The sequence below is a fragment of the Trichocoleus desertorum AS-A10 genome, from assembly GCF_039962155.1.
In the GTDB taxonomy this organism is placed as follows: Bacteria; Cyanobacteriota; Cyanobacteriia; order FACHB-46; family FACHB-46; genus Trichocoleus.
The window spans coordinates 1-18,952 of record NZ_JAMPKN010000035.1 but is presented as its reverse complement, the minus strand read 5'-3'; the positions used below and the strand labels follow the sequence as shown (position 1 = coordinate 18,952).

The 18,952-nt window shown below is 49.8% G+C and carries 18 protein-coding genes; 11 read left to right on the top strand and 7 right to left on the bottom strand.

The window, feature by feature from the left end:
* Window positions 1-504: 504 nt before the first annotated feature.
* From NDA01_RS25200 to NDA01_RS25185, 4 genes are all read left to right on the top strand, one after another.
* Complete coding sequence (locus NDA01_RS25200; RefSeq protein ID WP_190553889.1) at window positions 505-1,254, top strand: SDR family oxidoreductase; 750 nt, start codon at window positions 505-507, stop codon at window positions 1,252-1,254.
* Between the two features lie 30 nt (window positions 1,255-1,284).
* Window positions 1,285-1,932, top strand: coding sequence for an isochorismatase family protein (locus NDA01_RS25195; protein ID WP_190553888.1), 648 nt, complete (start codon window positions 1,285-1,287; stop codon window positions 1,930-1,932).
* A gap of 55 nt (window positions 1,933-1,987) precedes the next feature.
* The gene (locus NDA01_RS25190; protein ID WP_190553887.1) at window positions 1,988-2,377 is read left to right on the top strand and encodes a DUF302 domain-containing protein; all 390 of its coding nucleotides are present in this window, start codon (window positions 1,988-1,990) and stop codon (window positions 2,375-2,377) included.
* 423 nt (window positions 2,378-2,800) lie between these two features.
* Window positions 2,801-3,166, top strand: coding sequence for a hypothetical protein (locus tag NDA01_RS25185; RefSeq protein WP_348230149.1), 366 nt, complete (start codon window positions 2,801-2,803; stop codon window positions 3,164-3,166).
* Here the strand turns inward: NDA01_RS25185 and NDA01_RS25180 are convergent.
* The 3 genes from NDA01_RS25180 to NDA01_RS25170 form a co-directional block, all read right to left on the bottom strand.
* Window positions 3,163-3,981 (bottom strand): IS6 family transposase, encoded by an 819-nt coding sequence (locus NDA01_RS25180; protein ID WP_348230148.1) that lies wholly within the window; start codon window positions 3,979-3,981, stop codon window positions 3,163-3,165. The genes NDA01_RS25185 and NDA01_RS25180 overlap by 4 nt on opposite strands.
* 490 nt (window positions 3,982-4,471) lie before the next feature.
* Window positions 4,472-4,885 (bottom strand): hypothetical protein, encoded by a 414-nt coding sequence (locus NDA01_RS25175; protein WP_348230147.1) that lies wholly within the window; start codon window positions 4,883-4,885, stop codon window positions 4,472-4,474.
* A gap of 381 nt (window positions 4,886-5,266) precedes the next feature.
* Window positions 5,267-5,827: a peroxiredoxin gene (locus NDA01_RS25170; RefSeq protein ID WP_190552818.1), complete on the bottom strand. Its 561-nt coding sequence runs from the start codon at window positions 5,825-5,827 to the stop codon at window positions 5,267-5,269.
* 520 nt (window positions 5,828-6,347) lie between these two features.
* Here NDA01_RS25170 and NDA01_RS25165 point away from each other — a divergent pair.
* Complete coding sequence (locus NDA01_RS25165; protein WP_348230146.1) at window positions 6,348-6,557, top strand: hypothetical protein; 210 nt, start codon at window positions 6,348-6,350, stop codon at window positions 6,555-6,557.
* A 446-nt stretch (window positions 6,558-7,003) separates the two neighbouring features.
* Here NDA01_RS25165 and tnpC read toward each other — a convergent pair whose 3' ends face one another.
* Window positions 7,004-8,191, bottom strand: coding sequence for an IS66 family transposase (tnpC, locus tag NDA01_RS25160; protein ID WP_348230145.1), 1,188 nt, complete (start codon window positions 8,189-8,191; stop codon window positions 7,004-7,006).
* A 442-nt stretch (window positions 8,192-8,633) separates the two neighbouring features.
* Here tnpC and NDA01_RS25155 point away from each other — a divergent pair, with 442 nt between their 5' ends.
* Window positions 8,634-8,885, top strand: coding sequence for a hypothetical protein (locus NDA01_RS25155; RefSeq protein WP_190552820.1), 252 nt, complete (start codon window positions 8,634-8,636; stop codon window positions 8,883-8,885).
* A gap of 349 nt (window positions 8,886-9,234) precedes the next feature.
* On the opposite strand, the gene NDA01_RS25150 is transcribed toward NDA01_RS25155, so the two are convergent.
* Window positions 9,235-12,285, bottom strand: a complete 3,051-nt coding sequence (locus NDA01_RS25150; RefSeq protein WP_348230144.1) for a plasmid replication protein, CyRepA1 family — start codon at window positions 12,283-12,285, stop codon at window positions 9,235-9,237.
* Between the two features lie 1,049 nt (window positions 12,286-13,334).
* Between NDA01_RS25150 and NDA01_RS25145 the strand changes: the two genes are divergently transcribed.
* Window positions 13,335-14,420: a hypothetical protein gene (locus NDA01_RS25145; RefSeq protein WP_370588006.1), complete on the top strand. Its 1,086-nt coding sequence runs from the start codon at window positions 13,335-13,337 to the stop codon at window positions 14,418-14,420.
* A gap of 41 nt (window positions 14,421-14,461) precedes the next feature.
* Here the strand turns inward: NDA01_RS25145 and NDA01_RS25140 are convergent, their stop codons facing one another.
* Window positions 14,462-15,565: a PDDEXK nuclease domain-containing protein gene (locus NDA01_RS25140; RefSeq protein ID WP_190552822.1), complete on the bottom strand. Its 1,104-nt coding sequence runs from the start codon at window positions 15,563-15,565 to the stop codon at window positions 14,462-14,464.
* 98 nt (window positions 15,566-15,663) lie between these two features.
* On the opposite strand from NDA01_RS25140, the gene NDA01_RS25135 reads away from it, so the two are divergent.
* Both NDA01_RS25135 and NDA01_RS25130 read left to right on the top strand, forming a co-directional pair.
* The gene (locus NDA01_RS25135) at window positions 15,664-16,098 is read left to right on the top strand and encodes a transposase family protein (RefSeq protein ID WP_242024253.1); all 435 of its coding nucleotides are present in this window, start codon (window positions 15,664-15,666) and stop codon (window positions 16,096-16,098) included.
* An 8-nt stretch (window positions 16,099-16,106) separates the two neighbouring features.
* Window positions 16,107-16,493 carry a transposase family protein gene (locus NDA01_RS25130; protein ID WP_348230143.1) on the top strand — a complete coding sequence of 129 codons (387 nt, stop codon included), beginning with the start codon at window positions 16,107-16,109 and terminating at the stop codon, window positions 16,491-16,493.
* Between the two features lie 251 nt (window positions 16,494-16,744).
* Here NDA01_RS25130 and NDA01_RS25125 read toward each other — a convergent pair whose 3' ends face one another.
* Complete coding sequence (locus NDA01_RS25125; RefSeq protein ID WP_348230142.1) at window positions 16,745-17,131, bottom strand: hypothetical protein; 387 nt, start codon at window positions 17,129-17,131, stop codon at window positions 16,745-16,747.
* A gap of 88 nt (window positions 17,132-17,219) precedes the next feature.
* Between NDA01_RS25125 and pnuC the strand changes: the two genes are divergently transcribed.
* Window positions 17,220-17,882, top strand: coding sequence for a nicotinamide riboside transporter PnuC (gene pnuC, locus NDA01_RS25120; protein WP_348230141.1), 663 nt, complete (start codon window positions 17,220-17,222; stop codon window positions 17,880-17,882).
* A 1-nt stretch (window position 17,883) separates the two neighbouring features.
* The gene (locus NDA01_RS25115; RefSeq protein ID WP_348230140.1) at window positions 17,884-18,852 is read left to right on the top strand and encodes an AAA family ATPase; all 969 of its coding nucleotides are present in this window, start codon (window positions 17,884-17,886) and stop codon (window positions 18,850-18,852) included.
* The last annotated feature ends 100 nt before the right edge of the window (window positions 18,853-18,952 follow it).

Below are 18,952 nucleotides of genomic sequence, written 5' to 3'. Positions count from 1 at the left end.
AAACTGATGAACATTAAAAATTGGCGGTGTTTCGCACCGGATGTTGGTGAAACGGTGAGCGGTTGAATCGTAGATACGCAGCAGATTCAACCAGCACGGCAATTGTGTCTGATGTAGCAAATTTTCTCTATGCTGATCGCAATAGATTTTACGATCTGTCTGCTCAGGATATACCGGATGCTGAGGTGCAGATCATGGCGGTCACCTAAAAGCCAATTGCTAGCACAGCTTTTGACCAATCTATGAATGAAACCGCCTGAAAAACCATTCTTTCTTGGTACCTCGTAACTCAAGCCGAGCGGGCTATTAATCCTGACCTCCAGCGATTTATGGCTCGATAGATGGGGGCTAAAACAATTGAAGTCAACTCTAGTCACGTTTCCCTGTTTCTCATCCCAATGAGCTTGCCAAACTGATTGAAACAGCGGCAGTGTGATCTCTGTTCCTGATCTTTGGTACGAATAGCACGCTCAAAACCAATTATTCTTTGCAAGGCTAATGATCATGAAAAAGTTAGAAGGAAAAGTTGCGCTTATCACCGGCGGCACCAGCGGCATCGGGCTCGCTACTGCTAAGGCCTTTATTGCCGAAGGAGCCTATGTCTTTATCACAGGCCGCCGCCAGCGTGAACTAGATGCTGCTGTAGATGCGCTTGGTGAAAATGTTGTGGGGGTGCAGAGCGACGTCTCTAATATGGCAGACCTCGATCGCTTGTTCACTACAATCAAGCAAAAGCAAGGTCGATTGGATGTGGTCTTCGCCAATGCAGGGGGAGGAGAGGTCGTCCCGCTCGGCTCAATTACTGAAGAACACTTTGACAAAACGTTCAACACCAACGTCAAAGGTCTGTTATTTACTGTGCAGAAAGCTCTGCCTCTAATGCCAGAGGGAACTTCAATCATTCTGAATGCCTCAACGGCTTCGGTCAAAGGCACGCCAGCCTTCAGCGTGTACAGCGCGACCAAAGCGGCGGTGCGATCGTTTGCCCGCAATTGGACACTCGACCTCAAGGATCGCAAGATTCGGGTGAATGCCCTTAGCCCCGGCGTGGTGCTGACGCCAGGCTACGAGCTGCTTGGGCTGAATGAGCAGCAGATAAAGGAATTTGTGGACAGCCAGGCCGTCAGCATCCCCATCGGGCGAGTTGGCACACCGGATGAGATTGCCAAAGCTGTGGTTTTTCTTGCTTCGGACGATAGCAGCTTTGTCAACGGCATTGAGTTATTTGTTGATGGCGGGATGGCACAGATTTAAAGGCATTTAGTGGCGATCGCAAGGACAATCATGAATATCAACAAGACCGACACCGCAATCGTTGTGATTGATCCACAAAACGATGTTTTGCGTGAAACAGGAGTTTCTTGGGATTTAGTCGGGGATAGCGTCAAAGCAAACAAGACCGTTGAGAACATTGAGCACATCTTTAAAGCCGCAAAGCGGAACGACTTTGAAGTTTTCATCTCTCCCCACTACTACTACCCCACCGACCACGGCTGGAAATTTGCCGGCAATCTGGAGCAGATGATGCTTGAGGTTAAGGAATTTGCTCGCACTGGTTCCCTAAGCCTCGACGGATTTGTGGGTTCTGGTGCCGATTGGCCCGAACGCTATAAGCCCTTTATTGAAGACGGCAAAACCATCGTCGTCAATCCTCATAAAGTCTATGGGCCACAGAACAACAACTTGGTTTTGCAACTACGTAAGCGCAACATGAGCAAGGTTATTTTACTCGGCATGCTCGCCAATCTTTGCGTTGAAGCTCATCTGCGCGAGTTGCTAGAGCAAGGATTTGAAGTCCTTGTCGTTAAGGATGCGACGGCTGCTCCGCAGCATCCAGAGCTAGGTGATGGCTATAAGGCCGCGTTGATCAACTTTGGCTATCTTGCTAACGCTGTTTTGTCTACAGACGACGTTGTCAAAGCAATGGCGTAATTAAGGTATCAAGGTATTCCTCCAAGCCATTCACCTAAGGAGTAAGCCTATTACTATGAGCGCAATAAACGGTATCATCAATCAGATCAGCCCGTATTCGGTTACTGAAACCATCGATCGCTTGGTTTCCGTTTTACAGGCAAAAGAGATCACTATCTTTGCCCGCATTGATCAAAGGTTGGAAGCTGAAAAGGTTGGGTTAAACTTGCACCCAACACAGTTATTGCTGTTTGGCAACCCGAAAGCTGGGACGCTATTGATGGTAGCAGAACCTGCGATCGCCCTGGATTTACCCCTGAAAATACTGGCGTGGGAAGCGGCTGACAGCCAAGTTTGGGTAAGTTACAACGATCCCAATTATTTGAAGCAGCGGTTCTCTCTCTCGGATGAATGGGTCAAAAACATTGCAGTTATCGCACCTTTGATTGAACAAATGTTGGCTTAGAACAGCGACCCATGCCATCTCTCAATCATTCAAATCCAAACATCGCGATTACGATCGCTAGTTTCTCGCAGAACGTTTGGTGGATACATCCTTGGTACGAAGCTAACCATGCCGACCCTCAAAAATCAATCGCTCTATAGTTCTAAAGCCCTACGAAGACTCCAACGCCTAGTTCAACTTAGCGATACTCCTCTAGTGCGAACCCTTACCACTGCTTTGATTCACCAGCAGCTATGAATTATGGGAGCTTTATTTAGGGTAACGCTGATCTTTACCGTCCAAAACCCTGCTTCCTGGCTGACAATCAAGCAACTGGAGTTTAGACTAAGCGGAGCAGCAAGCAGATAAGAAAGAGCAGCCAGATCAATAAACTGACTGCTTCTGGCATTCTGAGAAAAGCACTACCAATTCTCAGATGCCGATATGAATGCTGACAAATTGAAGGCATTTCGTCAAACTGCCTACCAGTGTTTAGGACGATCCCATGACGCGATGTTTGAACTGGGGGATGCAGTCTTGAGTAGTCCCAGCGTCACAAGCTTTGCTGAACTCAGTTGTAGCCCTTTGTTTCGACAGCAGTGGTCAAGCTTGTATGAAGCTCTGCAAGATAGCCGTCCCCAACGGCGCAAGCTGATGCGACAATTCCAAATCCTATCTGAGGATAAGCAGCAGCGACTGCAAGATAGCCGTCCCCAACGGCGCAGAAACTGTCAGATCTGGGTACTCAGATCACCGCTTTTTTCATCACCTCTTATCATCAGAAGCTTCCTCTTTCCCATTTGCGATTAGATGGCTTGAAATAAATCTTTCAATTCATTCACTCGTTCAACAAATTGTTCCCGTTGCTTCGATAGAGACACCAAGTCTGCCATTCTTGCTTTGGGGCGCAAAAATTGCTGCACTTCATCAAATGCTTGACAAAATCGTTTCGCACTTTCAATCGCTCCAAACACAACCATTGGATAGTAACATTGCTTGATCCCTCGATGACTCTGTTCAATCGGATTTCCCAAACAACCCCTCACTTCATGCTCAATATCCGTTCCCAATTCTTCATCAATGGCTCTGGGATACGAACTCAGCCCATCTGTCACCATTCGTTGCGGTGATTGTTCCGCCACCTCATGTGCCCCAGCAAAAAACGCTTTTGCCGCTGCCATGTCTCGCTTCTCGCTCTTCCTCACATCCACCAAGTTTCCATTCTCATCAATCCCTCGATACAGATAGCACCATCTCCCTTTGACTCGGATGTACGTCTCGTCCACAAACCAAATCTTGCCCACTTTGCCTTTGCGTTTGGCACGCAACTGCTGGGCAAAGATGGAAGCAAAGCGCTCTTCCCAATCCCGTACTGTTTCATGGGTGAACTCAAATCCCCGCAGCAGGAAGAATTCAGCAATGTCTCGAAAGCTCAGCTTGTAACGGAACCGACACACCAGCACTTGGAACACGTTATCAGTGGGCACTTCAATGAAATTGAAAGGGGTACCGGTGCGTTCATTGCAGGTGCGATAGCACGCCTTGCAGCGATACATCGCGTAACCTAAATCAGTAGTGCGTTGCAATCGAGTGGTGTGAGCCGAGCTGCAGTGAGGACAATTCATCGAAGGCTGACTAAACGGAAGTTGAGGGCAGAAGCTAGTTTATCAGGCAGGGGCTTCTACCCTCAATTTGAGTACTCAGTTCTGACAGTTTCCCTACAACTCAGTCAGTACCTACTTCTACCCCAGCTTACCTATCTCCTGACAAAGCTGAGAGGCAAGGGAAACTAAACAAGCGGCCCCATCAAGGAGTCAAGAAGCAAAAGCGAGGTCCGAAGAAAAAACAGGCAAAAGAGCAGCAAGCAGCTGAGAAAGAAGTGCCAAAGCGGGTCCCAGAAAAAGCTGAAGAGGAGCGCGACAAAGATTAGCATTATCCCTTCAGCTTTTTACGACTAGCAACTGCTTGGAGAAAGCGATCGCTTGGGGCTAGTAGGAGTTAGCACTCACAGTTTGAAACGAACGACTTTTACCCAGATGAACAGTGCAGGAATACCCCTTTAGGTGATTCAGAAGATTCCTGGGCACCGCAGTTTACAAGCAATTTTCACTTTGTCTACTCCCGCCTTCTCAGCGATCGCCAATATGTCACTGCTCCTAGGATCGACCCTAAGAATGGTACAGTCCCAACCGCTAAAACGGCCCAGCCAGCGATAGAGGATAAAACGGGATAACTACAATTCTCTGGCTCTTGGTTGCATGTCACTGCAGCGATCGCTACTAAGACCAGCGGTAAGAGGGTAATAAGCCAACCCCCTAGCGTACAGGAGAGAATCAAATTGGCTTCATCATCGTTCCTAGAGCTTCCCAAACGATAGACCACAAAGCCGAGCAAGAGGGCAAAACTTAGCCCTGCCACCGCTCCAACAATTGCCATCAAGGTCATGTAAGCCAACCCTAACCTGGAAAGTGCTCCCAATAAGACAATCAGCTTAAAGTTTAGCCACTCACTATAAATAAGTCTATGCATCCTTCAATAGCCAATATCGAATATCACGCCCTTCAGAAATGGCTCCGATAACCTCAGTTGTGACTGACTGAGCAGAAACTCTTTCGCATTATGTTGAAAGTTAGCGTTCGCACTGGCAGCACAAAACCTAGGCAAAGCTTTGATATTCCAAAAATTTCAGATTTTGAATTAGATGTGCCTAGCGATCGGACTTGGGAAGAGGGGGTAAGGGGGCGATCGCTCAATTGCTCACTAAGTAAGCGTTGCGAGATTCTTCTGTTTGTAAAGAAAGATGCGACAAGACATAGCTAGCGGCTTGCGGTATAACGGTTCTCATCACCTACCGTAGATCACCTCGACCTTCAATAGATCGTCCCTTGGCGGTCGGTGTGCATGGCTTTGCTATGCAGCATCATTTCGTAACCAATTGATCACATCAGCTGCATTCTTATCAGGTGGAAAAACTGGATAGAAGACTTTGACAATCCGCCCAGAATTTGCGATAAATGTAACCCGTTTGATCAGTTGTTTTCCCTCAAACTTAAACATGGGCAACTTCAAGGCTTGAGAAAAACTCAGCTCCCAGTCGCTCAAAAGTTCAAAAGGTAAATGCAGGCGCTCTGCTGCTTCCCTCTGATACTCAGTGCTTTGTGTACTTAGTCCGAAAACTTGCACCCCCAAACTCCTCAACTCTTGGTGATGGTCTCGAAAAGCGCACGATTGTGGAGTACATCCTCTTGCACCAGGAATTAAATTCCATGCATCAGGTAGCGGATTTTCAGGCTGTCCCGTCATTGGGTAGCAGTATATTACGAGACGACCTGAGATTCTGGATAAATCAAGACTTCTACTCTGAGTTGAAAGTAAGTTGATGGACGGCAATAATTCTCCCAATAAATGGTTACATCCACCATCATTAACTGGGACAGGAAGATTTTTTGGCAACTCCGCAAAGCTTGCCATATATCCCTCGACTTTTAAGTTCAATATCTAACACTAACAGATGAGCTTGAAATACCATCTTTCCCTATCTGAAGCTTGATTTACACCCACGTTCTAAATTGAGGCGGACGAGGCATGAAAAGCCCGCTTGATTCATGACTCCTAGTTCGTGATGTGTAAATCTAAGCAAACGTGAGTCCTGGATAAGAAAGGGTGGGGACAAGGGGACTGAACAGTACCAAAAAATTTAGCAGCCCCCACCTATATTCAGCTTAGAAGAACGGTTCTGTGCCGTCGATGAGTTCTGCCAAACCTTCCGGAGTCTATGGCTCAGCAATTGCTGAGCCATAGACTCCGGAAGCGGAAGAAACCTGTGTTGTGGTTAGAGTTCGCTTTACCCCATGTCTCTTAACCAGAACTCACGCTACTTTAGTTCCCACCTCCATTTGACCCAAGTCGCAAGTCCACCGCCTTATACCTCCATGCGATCGCCCATTCGCTCGAGCACACCTTTGCACAAGACATCACCGATTGACATCCAATGCCACGTACTGACACAGGTTGTCACGTTGAGAGGGGAACCGAGAGTCGCAATCTATCACAGAGAGCACCCTTCGGCACCTTCTGGCACAATCTGCGGATTATGGTGTTACTACCGCATCTTGTAAAGCGATCGCCTCCTAAAAACGCGACAACAACAATCTGTTTTTGCGCCATACCTAACGCCTCTCGTCGCGTGACGGTCGCGTGACTGCGACACTGAGTAGATCTACCCCATAACCATTGCAACAATTTTCGTCGCAGCTCAACTTTGACGCACTTCTGACGCACTCTTGATGCAGTTTGTGTGAATTAAAAAACCCCTAGCAATGCCGTACGGGGTGGTATAAGTAGCACAAAAGTACCAACGGAATCCTTCACAAGTTTATTCTAGAGCTGCTGGCAGCTTAGTTCAGCCCTGTCGCGATCGCACCTCCTCCCCATTAATCAGATCGTAATTGCTCAACCCAGTAGCCAATCTGTCTGATGAGAGGTAAGGGCACGGGAAATGGCATCAAAGGCAGAAACGCCCTGACGCTTTGCAGTGTTGACAAGCGAACGAACCTGAGCGAATAACTCCGCTCCCCAGTCCGAGCGGGAGTGTCAGGATTTTTGTGTAAACCAAAGCTAGAACCTTTGATTTGCCGTCAAATTTGCTTAATTAGACATAAGGAAATTTACACTCTCGTCCGAGCGGAATCCGTTCGTCACCTTGCGAAAGACGATGCTCCAGCGCAACGCCTGCTCACTGGCATTGTTAGTCGGCGGGATTGTCTCATCCGTCAAAAACAGCAACAGATGAGCTCGAATCTTTTGGTACCGTTTGAGCAACCGCTGTCCCTCAACCGATTTTGGGTTCAGATTCAAGATCTCCCGCAGTAAGCCGCGAAATCGAGCGCAATACTGCTGAACGGTTGAGGGAGCCAGGGTGTGTCGTCGCCGTTGCAGGGCAATGGCTTTGAGGAGCAGCCATTTCATTCGGGGCGCAAACAACTCATCGCCCGCATTCATGGCATACTGACAATCGCGCAGTTGATGGGCTAGACACACTTGCCAGTCGTGCGCCGGATGGGCGGCTTGGGCACTGAATAAATCAGACACCCAAACCTGCGGTTGATGCCCAGCCATCACGGTATCAATGACCGTTTTGCCACGACTGGGACGAATCACATGCAAACACACCTGAGCGTTCTGAAACACCCATTCCCATTGGTTGGTCCCCTTCACTCGTGCCCCCGTCTCATCACTGCCGACCACACGAGCACTGCGTAAACGTTCGACAATCTTGGCCACCGGGTTTTCTAGCTGAGCCCGCACCCGTTGCAGGAGATTGGCAATCGCTCCTTCGGACAGGCTGAGACCGTAAAGGTCACTCATCAGCTGGCTCAGCCGTTGATAGCTGATGGCATGGCTGTAACGGAGATAAGTCACTAAACTTGCGACACTGGTGCCAAAGGGAGACCCTGGCTCCAAACCGACTGGAACAGGCGCTTCATACGCCTGCTGACAACCCTGACAAATCCCGCCGTAACGTTCCACTCGTGTGATGTGAGGAGTCATCGGCGGCAATTCAATCCGTTCGTAAATCCCGCTCAAGCGCTGCGTTGATAGATCCACTTCGACCCCACAGTGGGGACAGCTCTTGGCTTGAGCAACGACGACTTGATCCGGCTGTTGGCTCAATTCTCGCCCACCGTTACGGTGACTCCCCGTTTCCTCACAATGAAGGGAAGTTGACTGAGAACTGCTTTGATTTGGCTTAAAGCCCTGAGAGGGAGGCAAACTTGAATTATAGGAAGTTTTCTTGACCCGTTTTTGCTTCAGCTTTTCGACCTCTGAGCGCAACGCTTGCAACTCCTGTCACAGCCCTTGAATCAGGGGATCCTTTTCTGCGTGGCTCAGTCCATCTAGAGGGGGCAGTTCCTTCATGGCAAAAGCTTATCATCTTCTGTCAAAGGTCTGCTTAGGTCAACCTAGTTGAGCAATTACATCAGATCTTTGGGGTCCCAATCCACTCGCCGCCTTTGGGGTGCTTGCCGCTAACCCACAAGCGACCAGAATTCATGAACGCTCGCTCCATTAACACCTTTTCCCCCTACAAGAGCACCCTATGACTGCTGCCTGCTGACCCGTCTCCCTGTTGAGTGTTGACCGCTTGAACCCTAAAACTGAGGTTATAGGGTCTACAAATACTCCTCCATTGGCAAACACAATTTCCAGTTTTATCCGCAGGGCGATCGCTTTCCATCCGTCTTCATTTAGTCAATGCTCTGAATTTCCCCAGTCCATGACTCGTAGGTCCAACATTGCTGATGTCTCACCTTGGTTGGGATTGTTGTTCAAAGACGCGACCGCAGCAACTTGCTTTTGCACCATACCTAACGCCTTCTTGCCACACCCTTGTCACGTGATGCCGCGCCCTTGCCGTATTGCTCCGATCCACACCGTAGTCGTTGTGGCAAAATTGCCGCGCTGTAGCTTTGACGCACCTCTGGCCTCAATAGGTGAGCAATCTGCCTTCAGCCGCTTCTGTGTTTGATTGTTGCCACACTTCTGACGCAGTTGCCTCCCACCTGAGCAATTCACTTTATGGAATGAGATTCCTTTGATTGACTCCAGATCCGTTAGCGCTTTCTGTTACCGGATAGCTCAGCTCCAATCAGTCGGAGGCGAGATCGCTTTGATCGCGAATCAATCACCTATGTAATCCAATTGCCCCACTGCCGGTCCAGGAGGGATGAGAACGTACTCGCTAAACAGTACGACTGTATGGATGGGGAAGCTTGGGACGCAGGCTGGTTAGCCTAATTTGGCAACGGGGAAATTGATTGTAGTGCCAGCACCACCAAAGGAGAGAGCTAATGAGTAATGACCACTTCCCGGAAGGGCTAGTTTTGAACTTCCGATCCTCTAGAGTCGGTTCCACAGGCTTCTAAGCTCTCCCTCATATCACTTGAAACCGCTTCATTAAGCCAGGAATCTGATTCAGTCGTAGGCTCTGCGCCTGGATCACCCGCAGGAGATCCAATCTTAAAACGGGCAGGTGATCCAACCTCTGGCTCTATCTCTAAACGCTGCTGAAGTTGCTGCCGTTTCTCCTGTCGCCGTTGCAGAATCCCCCACACCTGCTGCCAATGAGCCAGATCCAGACTGTACACCCTGAGTTTCTCCCCCTCGTAGCCGGGATGGGAGCGAGACCAGTGCATGCTTAACTTAATGCCCATTTGGGAGAAGAGCTGGTGAATGATCTGAGTGTCACTCATCGCGCTGGTAATGGTGTAGTGAAGTGCGACTTTGATTGGCGCTGTCAGTGCTCGGGCGCGATCAGCGTAGGGTTTCAAGTCGTACTTGCACCACTGCCAACCAGAGCGCATCTTGGCAATGAGTTCATCCATGCCAATGTTTGAGCGCAGCCAACGCCGCAGTTCGGAGCCAGAAATATCCCAAGGGCAATACCCCTGGTTCCAGGTCGCCTGCTTCTCCAATGCTTTAGCACTGCGATCGCTCGCCACTTCTGGAAACAGTTGCATCTCCAGGTTGAGCAGTTCGCCGCGTCGTCTACCCTCTTTATCCCACAGCACATCTTCCAAGGTGAGGTGATCAAGGCAGTAGAACTCTTTGAAGTAAAACTTAGCGACCGCTAACGATTCTTCTCGCCCTAGCCCCTCCCTTTGTTCCAACATGAGAATTTCGCTGAACGTCAGCTCTTCTGCATTTAACATCGCTTGTGCATCTACTTCCTGCTGTTCCTGCCGAGCGATCGTCAGCAGCGCTTTTATTGCTGAGTTGTTTTCCCGGTCTTCGACGGTGACTTGATTGCCTTCAAATCGAAGCCGCACTAGTAGGGCATCCCTCAAGTGATACATGGCGAAGTTCTGTTCAGCAGCAATATGGCAAAACAGGTTGAGATGGGGATCACTCTGCCAGTCGTAGCGACTGATTTCCCCGGTAACATCTTCTTTTAAGCTGGAGCGAATCAGTTGAATGGTGGCCGTGGTGCGTTGCTGAAGATGGTCTTTGAGCTCCAGGACATTGGCAGAGCGGCTCACCTTCGAGAAGTTGCTACCTCGCTGGGCACACCAGACGAGGCGCTCCACCGGTTCCCGAACTCGACCCAAGGCTTGTGCCATATCTGCGTCGGTGCTGGAGGTTCCAATAAAAATGCCATAGACCTTGGTGATGATGCCTTGAGCCTCGATGCTGACTCCAGTTGCAACCGAAGGGGAACAGATAATAATGTCGTATTCGCTTCGATAAAGGACGACATCGGGAGTTTGGATAAACTCTCGTTCGCATTCTCCACCACTAGTTTCAGAGTTGACCAGTAACATGCGCTTGTGAGGAGCTTCTTTGGCAATCAGACGGGCGATCGCCTTACTCATCCCCTTGCTATCAGTGGCGATGAAGAGCACTTTGCCGGGTGCCAAGGATTGCATCTCTGCCAGCAGCTCTCCCATAATGGCGCTGCGGTCAGGCGAGCGAATAAAGCGCACGGGGTAGCCTGCGGGCCGATAGGCGTTACGGATTAAGAAAATGGGACTGTCATCGCCTCGCAACTCTTTCAGGTAATGCAGAGTCGCGTTGTCGAGATCAGCGTCAGCTACAATGACGCGACGAGCCACTCGGATCAGTTCGCGCAAGCGGGATAGCAGCACCGGACGTTTGCCATCCTTGGCACAGGTTGAACTCGTCAGCAGGTGGCGGATGACCTGCACCACTTCATCGAGGATCAGGTCACATTCACTAAACTTATTGGGATCAATGCTGAGTAAAGAGTCTACACACAGCCCGACGCGCAGGGTATAACCAGCTCCAGTGATAAACTCTCCCTTGACCTTATCGAGATCCCCTTTGTAGTCCAGTCCTAAGCGGGCGGAGAGGTTGCGCATCAGCGCGATGCGGTGTCCTCCGGCGATCGCTTTTTCAGAATCTTGGAGTAGCGCCTGAATTTGCTTGGTCTTCCCGGTGCCTTTGGCACTCGCGATCGCCACAATGCCGCTGTCAGGAAGATGGTTGAGGACCAGAGTAGACAGGTCAGCAGTGGTGACTTGCACAAAGGCAGGGTAGGTCAGCCGATGCTCTAGGCGTTGCCAAATCAGCCAGTGTTGCAAAGGCAGTGCCTGGTCATAAGCGCTTTGCCAAGCGGCAGCGCCACAGCGCACGATCAAATCATCGACACCTTTGCCTTGAGGCGCTTTCCACGTTGCGACACTGACTAAGTTGCCTGCTTGACCTAGCAATCCTCCCAAGCGATAGAGTGCCACGGACACTCGTCGTTGAGTGGCTTCCTTTTCATCCTGGTCAAACGCCAGAACAAAGCGGCGATCGTTAGTCGCAAATCTGGCAGCATCGGGAATTAACCGTCGAGTGCCATCGAGTAACTTTTGATAGCCGCCGTTGACCCCGTAGAACGCCAAGGGCACGAAACCCTGACTGAGTAGAGAGAGCGCCTTTTTACCACCTTCAGTGTGGACCATGGGAATTTCAGGGTGGGCCTTGAGCCAATCCCAGAAGGAGCCAGACAGAGGGATTTCTACGCCATAGCGACGACCGATTAACTGTCGAATTTCAGGTGGGACTGGGGGGAGATAGGCACGGGAACCATTGCCGACAGGGGTTTCGTATTTCTGAGTTTTGCCTTTGCTATTCTGCCGGGGATGACTCAGTTTTGCCTGCCAGCAAGAACCATCTTCATTGATGAGTAGCACTGCATACAAATTGGTACGGGCTTGATACCCAAAGCGGGTCACATGCCAATTCAACGCTTCGTGAATGGGATAGGCGACCTCACCACCCGGGAGCGATTCAGTATCGCCAACCAATCGGGTTGCAACGTGGTACAGGCAGGGCGCGATCGCGCTACCTTTTACAAATTCTTGCTGAATTTGCTGAGCAAACTCTACCGGAGAACTATGTTCTTGTCTTATAAGGGGGTTCACATTGCTTCTTTTTGCAGCAGAGCCCTTGAAAGCAACTTTTGTACCCAGAGTAAACATTATTGATCTCCCTACCTTTGATGGCTTGAGGGAGAAGTTCCCATGCAGCAGCTAGAGATGTTTGCAGAAGTCTTGCCATATCTGCCAAAACAACCCTAAAATTAAGCAAGATAAAGTAGATTATGCTTATTGAAAACATAATCTCAACTACATGGCTTCTCCTGTAGTTATCTCTTGGACTCTTTAACTTGGTGCTTGGCTGGCGGACAAGTTAGAGTCCATAACAAGTTTCAATTCAATAAAACCACTGCCCTCCAAAACTGTTCTGGAGGGTTTCTTTTTGCTTGCCTCTCCTCCCTGTTACATACGTCAACATGCAATCAGCAGATCCGAAGGGTAGTGCAACCAATAGATCTGAAGGTAGCCCAAAAGGTTTAGAGAAAAACCTTTCGTTAGAGTGAATCAAACTAACTGCTCAAACGTTATTGGTTGAAAGCTCAAGCTTTTATCTTGACTTACTCAAAGTCGAAAGCTTTACCCTTCGACTGCAACATATTAAACATCGAAAACTATAAAACACAAGATGCTGAAATTGACTCTGACATGTGAATACGCCGGAGTTACAGGTGGCTTATACGCCGGAGTTACAGGTGAAACTATACGCCGGAGTTACAGGTAAACGGATAGCTATACGCCGGAGTTACAGGTAAAACTATACGCCGGAGTTACAGGTTGATTATTCAAACTCAGACTCAGCAAACAAAAAAAATTAGCATGCTCTAAAACTATACGCCGGAGTTACAGGCAAAACTATACGCCGGAGTTACAGGTAAACGGATAGCTATACGCCGGAGTTACAGGTAAAACTATACGCCGGAGTTACAGGTAAATCCTCTAAAAACGTACGCCGGAGTTACAGGTGCTTTGTTACTTAAGTTTACATAGTTGTTTCAAAGTCAGTTTCTTCAATAAGGTCAAAGGCTTTAAACTCATAGAACACAGCATTCCAGCGCGATCGCTGCTAGAATTTGCTCAGGCTCAGGGTATAGATAGTGAGTGACAGTGAAGCGCTAACCTTTCCAATTGATGGGCAACTTCTGATGGTGTTGCCGAGGGCAGGGGCTTCGATTCACAACCCAGATGTGCAGCTGCCAATTCTTCGCTCTGATCCAGAGGGCTACTACCTTGAGATGCGAGTGGAGCCGGATGCTTCTGATCTAAGTGAAGTGGAAGTAATCCGCCGGATGCCCCTTGCCGATCTCTCAACCGAGGAATGGGAGGAATTGAAAGCGCAGTATGCCAAGTTAGATTTGAGGGACTGTGTTGACCAAGGGCTCAGCAAAGGACTAGAGAAAATTCAAGACCGGAAAATTCAACGTTTATTTATGGCGTTGCTGACGTTCCTCAACCCACGTCAGGTTGCGATTATCCTCTATCTTTATAAAGAGGCTGCCTGTCAGCAGACTGGAGCAACCGTTTCGTTCCGCTCAAATGACTTGCTGGAGAGCCTCGGTTACACTCGCACCAAGGATGGTGGATTTGCTTCTAAGGTGCGATCGCAACTCAACCGAGATTTGGTTGCTCTACACCGTACTGAGCTAGTTTTTGCCCAGTCACTCCGTAAAGGAGAGAATATTGGTGCCAAGGTCACGATCAAGAGTATCTTGCGGATTAAAGATTTTGAGATTGATCATGTCCCTCGGGATTTTGATCTGGTGAAAGCGGCTGACTATACCTATGAGTTAGCGGATGCTTACACGGTAGCTCTGGAGTTCTTTGATGGACCAGGGCGTACTGGGGACTATGTGTTGTTTGCGAACGATATTGACATTACTCAGAAGTTAGGCAGCAACGCAAAAAATGACTACAAGACTAAGTTGCTAGTTTACCTAGCTAGCCGGATGAAGTGGGACGTCCCACAGGATGGTCAATACCTAGTCATCTCAAAGCAATATCTATTCAAAAATCTTGATCTCCTAGGAAGCAACCTTTCGCGCAATAATCAGATCTTTTGGCGTACTGTTGATGAGTTGAAGCAAGAAGGTTACATTTTGGGAGCCCAGGAGTTACCTGGTAAGAAAAAGACTGCTAACGTTCAGTTTCAAATTAACCCTGAAAAGTTGCGTTGTCCTCATTGATCTACTCCTACGACTTGAATTTGTGAGAGTAGATAGTTAATTCAATCTTTTTGAATCGTGGCGGGGTCTGCAAACAAGGAAAGCTGCTCTATTTCCTGAGAGACGAGAGTTTGCTCGACCTCAGCAGCGATCGCTTCGAGTTCTTCTGCTAAATCTTCAATGGTCGGCAAGCTGCTCTGAAACTCTTCGGGTAAGGGTGTGCCCATGTGGTAAGTGGAAATTCCAATGGGTTTATGAACATCGCGCAAGGCATACTCCGCCACTGTTTTGCTCTTGGTGCGGCAAAGGATGATGCCGATTGTGGGTTTATCTTCAGGACTTCGCACCAGATCATCAACAGCTGAAACATAAAAATTCATCTTCCCGGAAAACTCGGGCTCGAATTCCACCACCTTCAAGTCAATCACCACAAAACAGTGCAGGCGAAAGTGGTAGAACAACAGGTCGATTTTGTATTCCTTCTCATCCACAATCAGAGGGTACTGGCTACCCACAAAGGAAAACCCAACTCCCAACTCCAGCAAAAACTCGCGAATGTGTTGAATCAGAGCAGTTTCCAGCTCTCGCTCCAGTGCCTCTTTGCCTAGGCTTAGAAAGTCGAACGAGTAAGGACTTTTGACAAGCTGCTGGGCTAGTTCAGACTGGGGAGCAGGGAGTACCCGGTTGAAATTGGTGATCGCATTGCCTTGGCGACGGTAGAGCTGGCTATCAATCTGATGGATTAAAACGTTGCGGCTCCAGCCATATTGAATCGTTTGTTGGATATACCACATCCGTTCCTCGGCAGTCTTCACTGCATCCAAAATCCGCACATTGTGTCCCCAAGGAATTAGTGCAACAACCTGTTGCACAATTTGCTCATCTGGGTAAGCCTCTGCCAACGCCCGCATGTAGAGTAGGTTACGGGCTGAAAATCCTTTAATGTCTGGGAAGGCTTTATGGAGATCCGTGGCTAGCCGGTTGATAACTTTCGCTCCCCAACCTTGTTGCTGTTGTTGGTAGAGAATCTCTTTGCCAATCTGCCAATACAGGAGAATCAACTCTCGGTTGACTGCGAGAGCGGCTCTGACCTGAGCGTTCCGGATGCGCTCTTTTAGTTCCCTGAGAAACTCCTCGTAGCCCAACTTTGACAGGTCGTTATCCATTAGACATCCTGCATGAATGGGAAAGGGTGTGCCAGTGGGCGGTCGTAGGGAAGAAAAGGACGCTAAATTTTGAATAAGTATGAGTTCCAAAAGCAGCGATGCAGTACCAGGAGTTAGAGCATTTATCCAATCGAGAGTTCAAGCGCTGGTGCGGGGTGAGCCGTGGCGCTTTCCATGGGATGGTCGAGGTGGTACGTCCCTCCCTAGATCGCCAAGGTCGCCGAGGGGGACAAGCGAAGCTGAGTGTCGAAGACCAGGTACTAGTGGCCTTGGCGTACTGGCGAGAGTATCGCAGCCAATTTCACATCGCGGTGAGTTGGGGATTGCATGAAACCACCGTCGGACGCATTGTGAAAAAAGTGGAAGACCTGCTGATCAAGAGTGGCAAGTTTCGTCTCCCGAGTCAGCGTCAGTTGTACCAACCTGGCTGGGAGTGGAAGGTGATGGTGGTCGATGTCGGAGAGGTAGAGATTGAACGTCCCCAAAAAAACAAAGACGCTACTACAGTGGCGAGCAGCGCTGCCACACGCTAAAAGCGCAGTTGGTGGTGGAGTGGGAAAGCGGACAAATCATTTGTACGGCTGTAGACACGGGCAGGACGCATGACTTCAAGTTGCTCAAGCGCAGTCGCTTGCCGTTTGTCTCGTCCCAGTTGTGTTTAGCGGACCGAGGATACCAAGGATTTGCCAAACGTCATGCTGGGGCTTGTACCCCCACCAAAAAGCGACGTCAGCAGCCTTTAGCTAAAGAGGAAAAGCAGCATAATCGGGCCTTAGCTCGATTGCGAGTGAGAGTCGAGCACGTGATTCGTCGTTTCAAGATCTTCCGCATTTTCTCAGGTCGGTATCGCAATCGTAGAAGGCGGTTTGGCTTGCGCATAAACCTGATTGCTGGCTTACTCAACTACGAACTGGCACACCCCTTATGATTCATGCAGGATGTCTATTGATGTCTTACTTCCACCCTGTTGATTCTAGCGGATAGGGGGATTTAACCTTGTTTAGTTCGAGTGAAACCTCTGTGTTTAGGGCCTCAGGGCGATCTGATGGGGATGAGCTTGCCGTCCTGTCTCTCCTTCCGCTTTTAATCCTAGTGGAAATTTGCTTGGAAATCCGCTAGGGCTAAAACTGAGCGATCGCAAGCAGCAGCTCTTGGACTAAGACTCATGAGTGTGGCGTGCTAGCTTCCCAACTGAGTGATTAACACGCTCAGCATTCCAGCCCCAACTGAGAAGAAACAGCCCATCCAGGAGGGCTTCGGCAACCACACCACCCATGTTTTTAATTGTGACACTGCGATCGGCCAGACTCGACAGCAAACGTACGGCTGCGGCTGCCAAGGAAGCGACACTGTAAAGGCATCCGCAGACTGCAACCAGAGGCAAGTGGCTCCTAAACCCAGAAGGAAGCTGCCCAAAGTGGAACGAATTTCAGAAACACCCACCAGAGCCACCGGTTGAATGCCGGCAAAGGCAGCCATCGTCTTGGGGAAGAGCAATGCAACTGCACCCAGCAGCATGAGGTAACTAGCAGCTAGATTCGGCGCGATTTGAGTAAAGGTTTCCACAAGCAAAAGATGAAAATCAACCCTTCTATTTGGCGTTTCCTAGCCGAGAATCGGGTACTGTCGATTGGTAGAATTCCTTCATCCTGCAATGCCCCAATCCACTGCACTTTCCTATAGCCTGGGCGTTATCGCCAGTCTCGTGCTTTTGCTGCTACCCCTGCAACCTTGGATTCCGGTAGAGCTGAGCTGGATAGAGACGATCGCGGCAGTGAGCTATGCGTGGAGTGTTTGGTTGCTGGCCCAGAATAAACCCATCGGTTGGTGGATTGGACTCGTGGGCACTGCGCTTTATGGCCTCGTGTTCTACCAAGCCCAGCTATATGCAGAGGTGGGGTTGCAAGGGTTCTATTTCATCACGAGCATCCAAGCCATTTACATCTGGTTGCGAGGAGGACAGAATCAAACGGAGAAGCCGATTGGGCATGTCTCCAGCCAGGGGTTGGTGATAACCGCTGGGCTCGCGATCGTCGCCTTGCGCTCCTTCCTGATCGCCATCCGAGGAGCCGCGCCCTTCTGGGATGCCTTGACCACCGTGATGAGTCTGGTGGCGCATCTCTACCTCATGGGACGCTATGTGGAAAGCTGGTATCTGTGGATCACGGTGGATATGATTTATGTGCCCCTTTATGCTTCCCGCAACTTATATTTGACAAGCCTGCTCTACGGCGTTTTTAGCTTCATGGCCTTCAGTGGCCTGAGGAATTTCCAGCGCCTCGAGCAAGCACAACGATTGCAGGCCACTGAGCAGTAGCATGAAACTGGGGATTACCATCGGCAAGTTCTATCCCTTCCATCGCGGCCATGATTACCTGATTCAGCAGGCCAAGGCACAGGTCGATCACTTGGTCGTGCTTATTGGGTCTAAACCCACCCAAGCGATTCCAGCCGCAGTGCGAGCCAACTGGATTCGCCTGCTCCATCCTGATGTAGAAGTCATTGAGGTCGCTGAAGACATTCCCGAGGCTTCAGAACCTTGGGCGGCGAGAGCCTTAGAAGTGCTGCAAGGAAGGCAACCCCAACTCGCCTTTACCTCAGAAGCGTACGGAGAACCTTGGGCTGCCGGTATGGGAGCTAGACATGTGGCGATCGACCCACCCCGCCGCCACTTCCCCATTTCTGGCACGCAACTGCGCCAAGATCTCTCCACTCAGTGGCCGATGCTTACCCCGCCTGCCAAAGCTTACTTGGCCAAACGAGTCTGTGTCCTTGGCGTGGAGTCGAGTGGCACCACCACATTGGCGCAGGCGTTAGCTCAGCATTACCAAACCGTTTGGGTGCCCGAGTATGGTCGCTGGTATTGGGAAGGACGACGGTATACACCCCAGGCAGAGCAATGGGAGAGCTACGAGTTTGTACACATTGCCAAGGGACAAGCGGCCTGGGAAGAAGATCTGGCGCTGCGGGCCAATCGACTTCTGGTTTGTGACACGGATCCGTTGGCGACCCACGTTTGGCATCGCCGCTACCGAGGAACCTACTCCCCAGCAGTGGAACAGATTGCCGACAGTCGCCATTATGACTTGTATCTCTTAACCGTGCCTGATTTTGACTTTGTCCAAGACGGCACTCGAGAGGGAGAAGCGATTCGTTTAGAGATGCACCAATGGTTTAGAGAGGTGCTGATCCAGAGGGGTAAGCCCTATATCACCGTGGTGGGACCCCATGAGGTCCGCATGGCCAGAGCGATCGCCGCTATCGATCCCCAGGGCAAACGCATCTAAATTGGGGCAAGAGAGTGGGTGAGATACTGGATTAGAGCGTTTTAGCCAGAGACTCCTAACTGACCATGCCATCAACTGCTGCAAGCCTTCTAGAACATTT

What these genes read in the sequence shown, in the direction of transcription:
- NDA01_RS25185 (WP_348230149.1), top strand. Translation starts at nt 2,801, where the DNA reads ATGAATGCTGACAAATTGAAGGCATTTCGTCAAACTGCCTACCAGTGT.
- NDA01_RS25170 (WP_190552818.1), bottom strand. Translation starts at nt 5,827, where the DNA reads ATGGCAAGCTTTGCGGAGTTGCCAAAAAATCTTCCTGTCCCAGTTAAT.
- NDA01_RS25190 (WP_190553887.1), top strand. Translation starts at nt 1,988, where the DNA reads ATGAGCGCAATAAACGGTATCATCAATCAGATCAGCCCGTATTCGGTT.
- NDA01_RS25165 (WP_348230146.1), top strand. Translation starts at nt 6,348, where the DNA reads ATGCCACGTACTGACACAGGTTGTCACGTTGAGAGGGGAACCGAGAGT.
- NDA01_RS25180 (WP_348230148.1), bottom strand. Translation starts at nt 3,981, where the DNA reads ATGAATTGTCCTCACTGCAGCTCGGCTCACACCACTCGATTGCAACGC.
- NDA01_RS25155 (WP_190552820.1), top strand. Translation starts at nt 8,634, where the DNA reads ATGACTCGTAGGTCCAACATTGCTGATGTCTCACCTTGGTTGGGATTG.
- NDA01_RS25200 (WP_190553889.1), top strand. Translation starts at nt 505, where the DNA reads ATGAAAAAGTTAGAAGGAAAAGTTGCGCTTATCACCGGCGGCACCAGC.
- NDA01_RS25195 (WP_190553888.1), top strand. Translation starts at nt 1,285, where the DNA reads ATGAATATCAACAAGACCGACACCGCAATCGTTGTGATTGATCCACAA.
- pnuC (WP_348230141.1), top strand. Translation starts at nt 17,220, where the DNA reads ATGCCCCAATCCACTGCACTTTCCTATAGCCTGGGCGTTATCGCCAGT.
- NDA01_RS25140 (WP_190552822.1), bottom strand. Translation starts at nt 15,565, where the DNA reads ATGGATAACGACCTGTCAAAGTTGGGCTACGAGGAGTTTCTCAGGGAA.
- NDA01_RS25175 (WP_348230147.1), bottom strand. Translation starts at nt 4,885, where the DNA reads ATGCATAGACTTATTTATAGTGAGTGGCTAAACTTTAAGCTGATTGTC.
- NDA01_RS25115 (WP_348230140.1), top strand. Translation starts at nt 17,884, where the DNA reads ATGAAACTGGGGATTACCATCGGCAAGTTCTATCCCTTCCATCGCGGC.
- NDA01_RS25135 (WP_242024253.1), top strand. Translation starts at nt 15,664, where the DNA reads ATGCAGTACCAGGAGTTAGAGCATTTATCCAATCGAGAGTTCAAGCGC.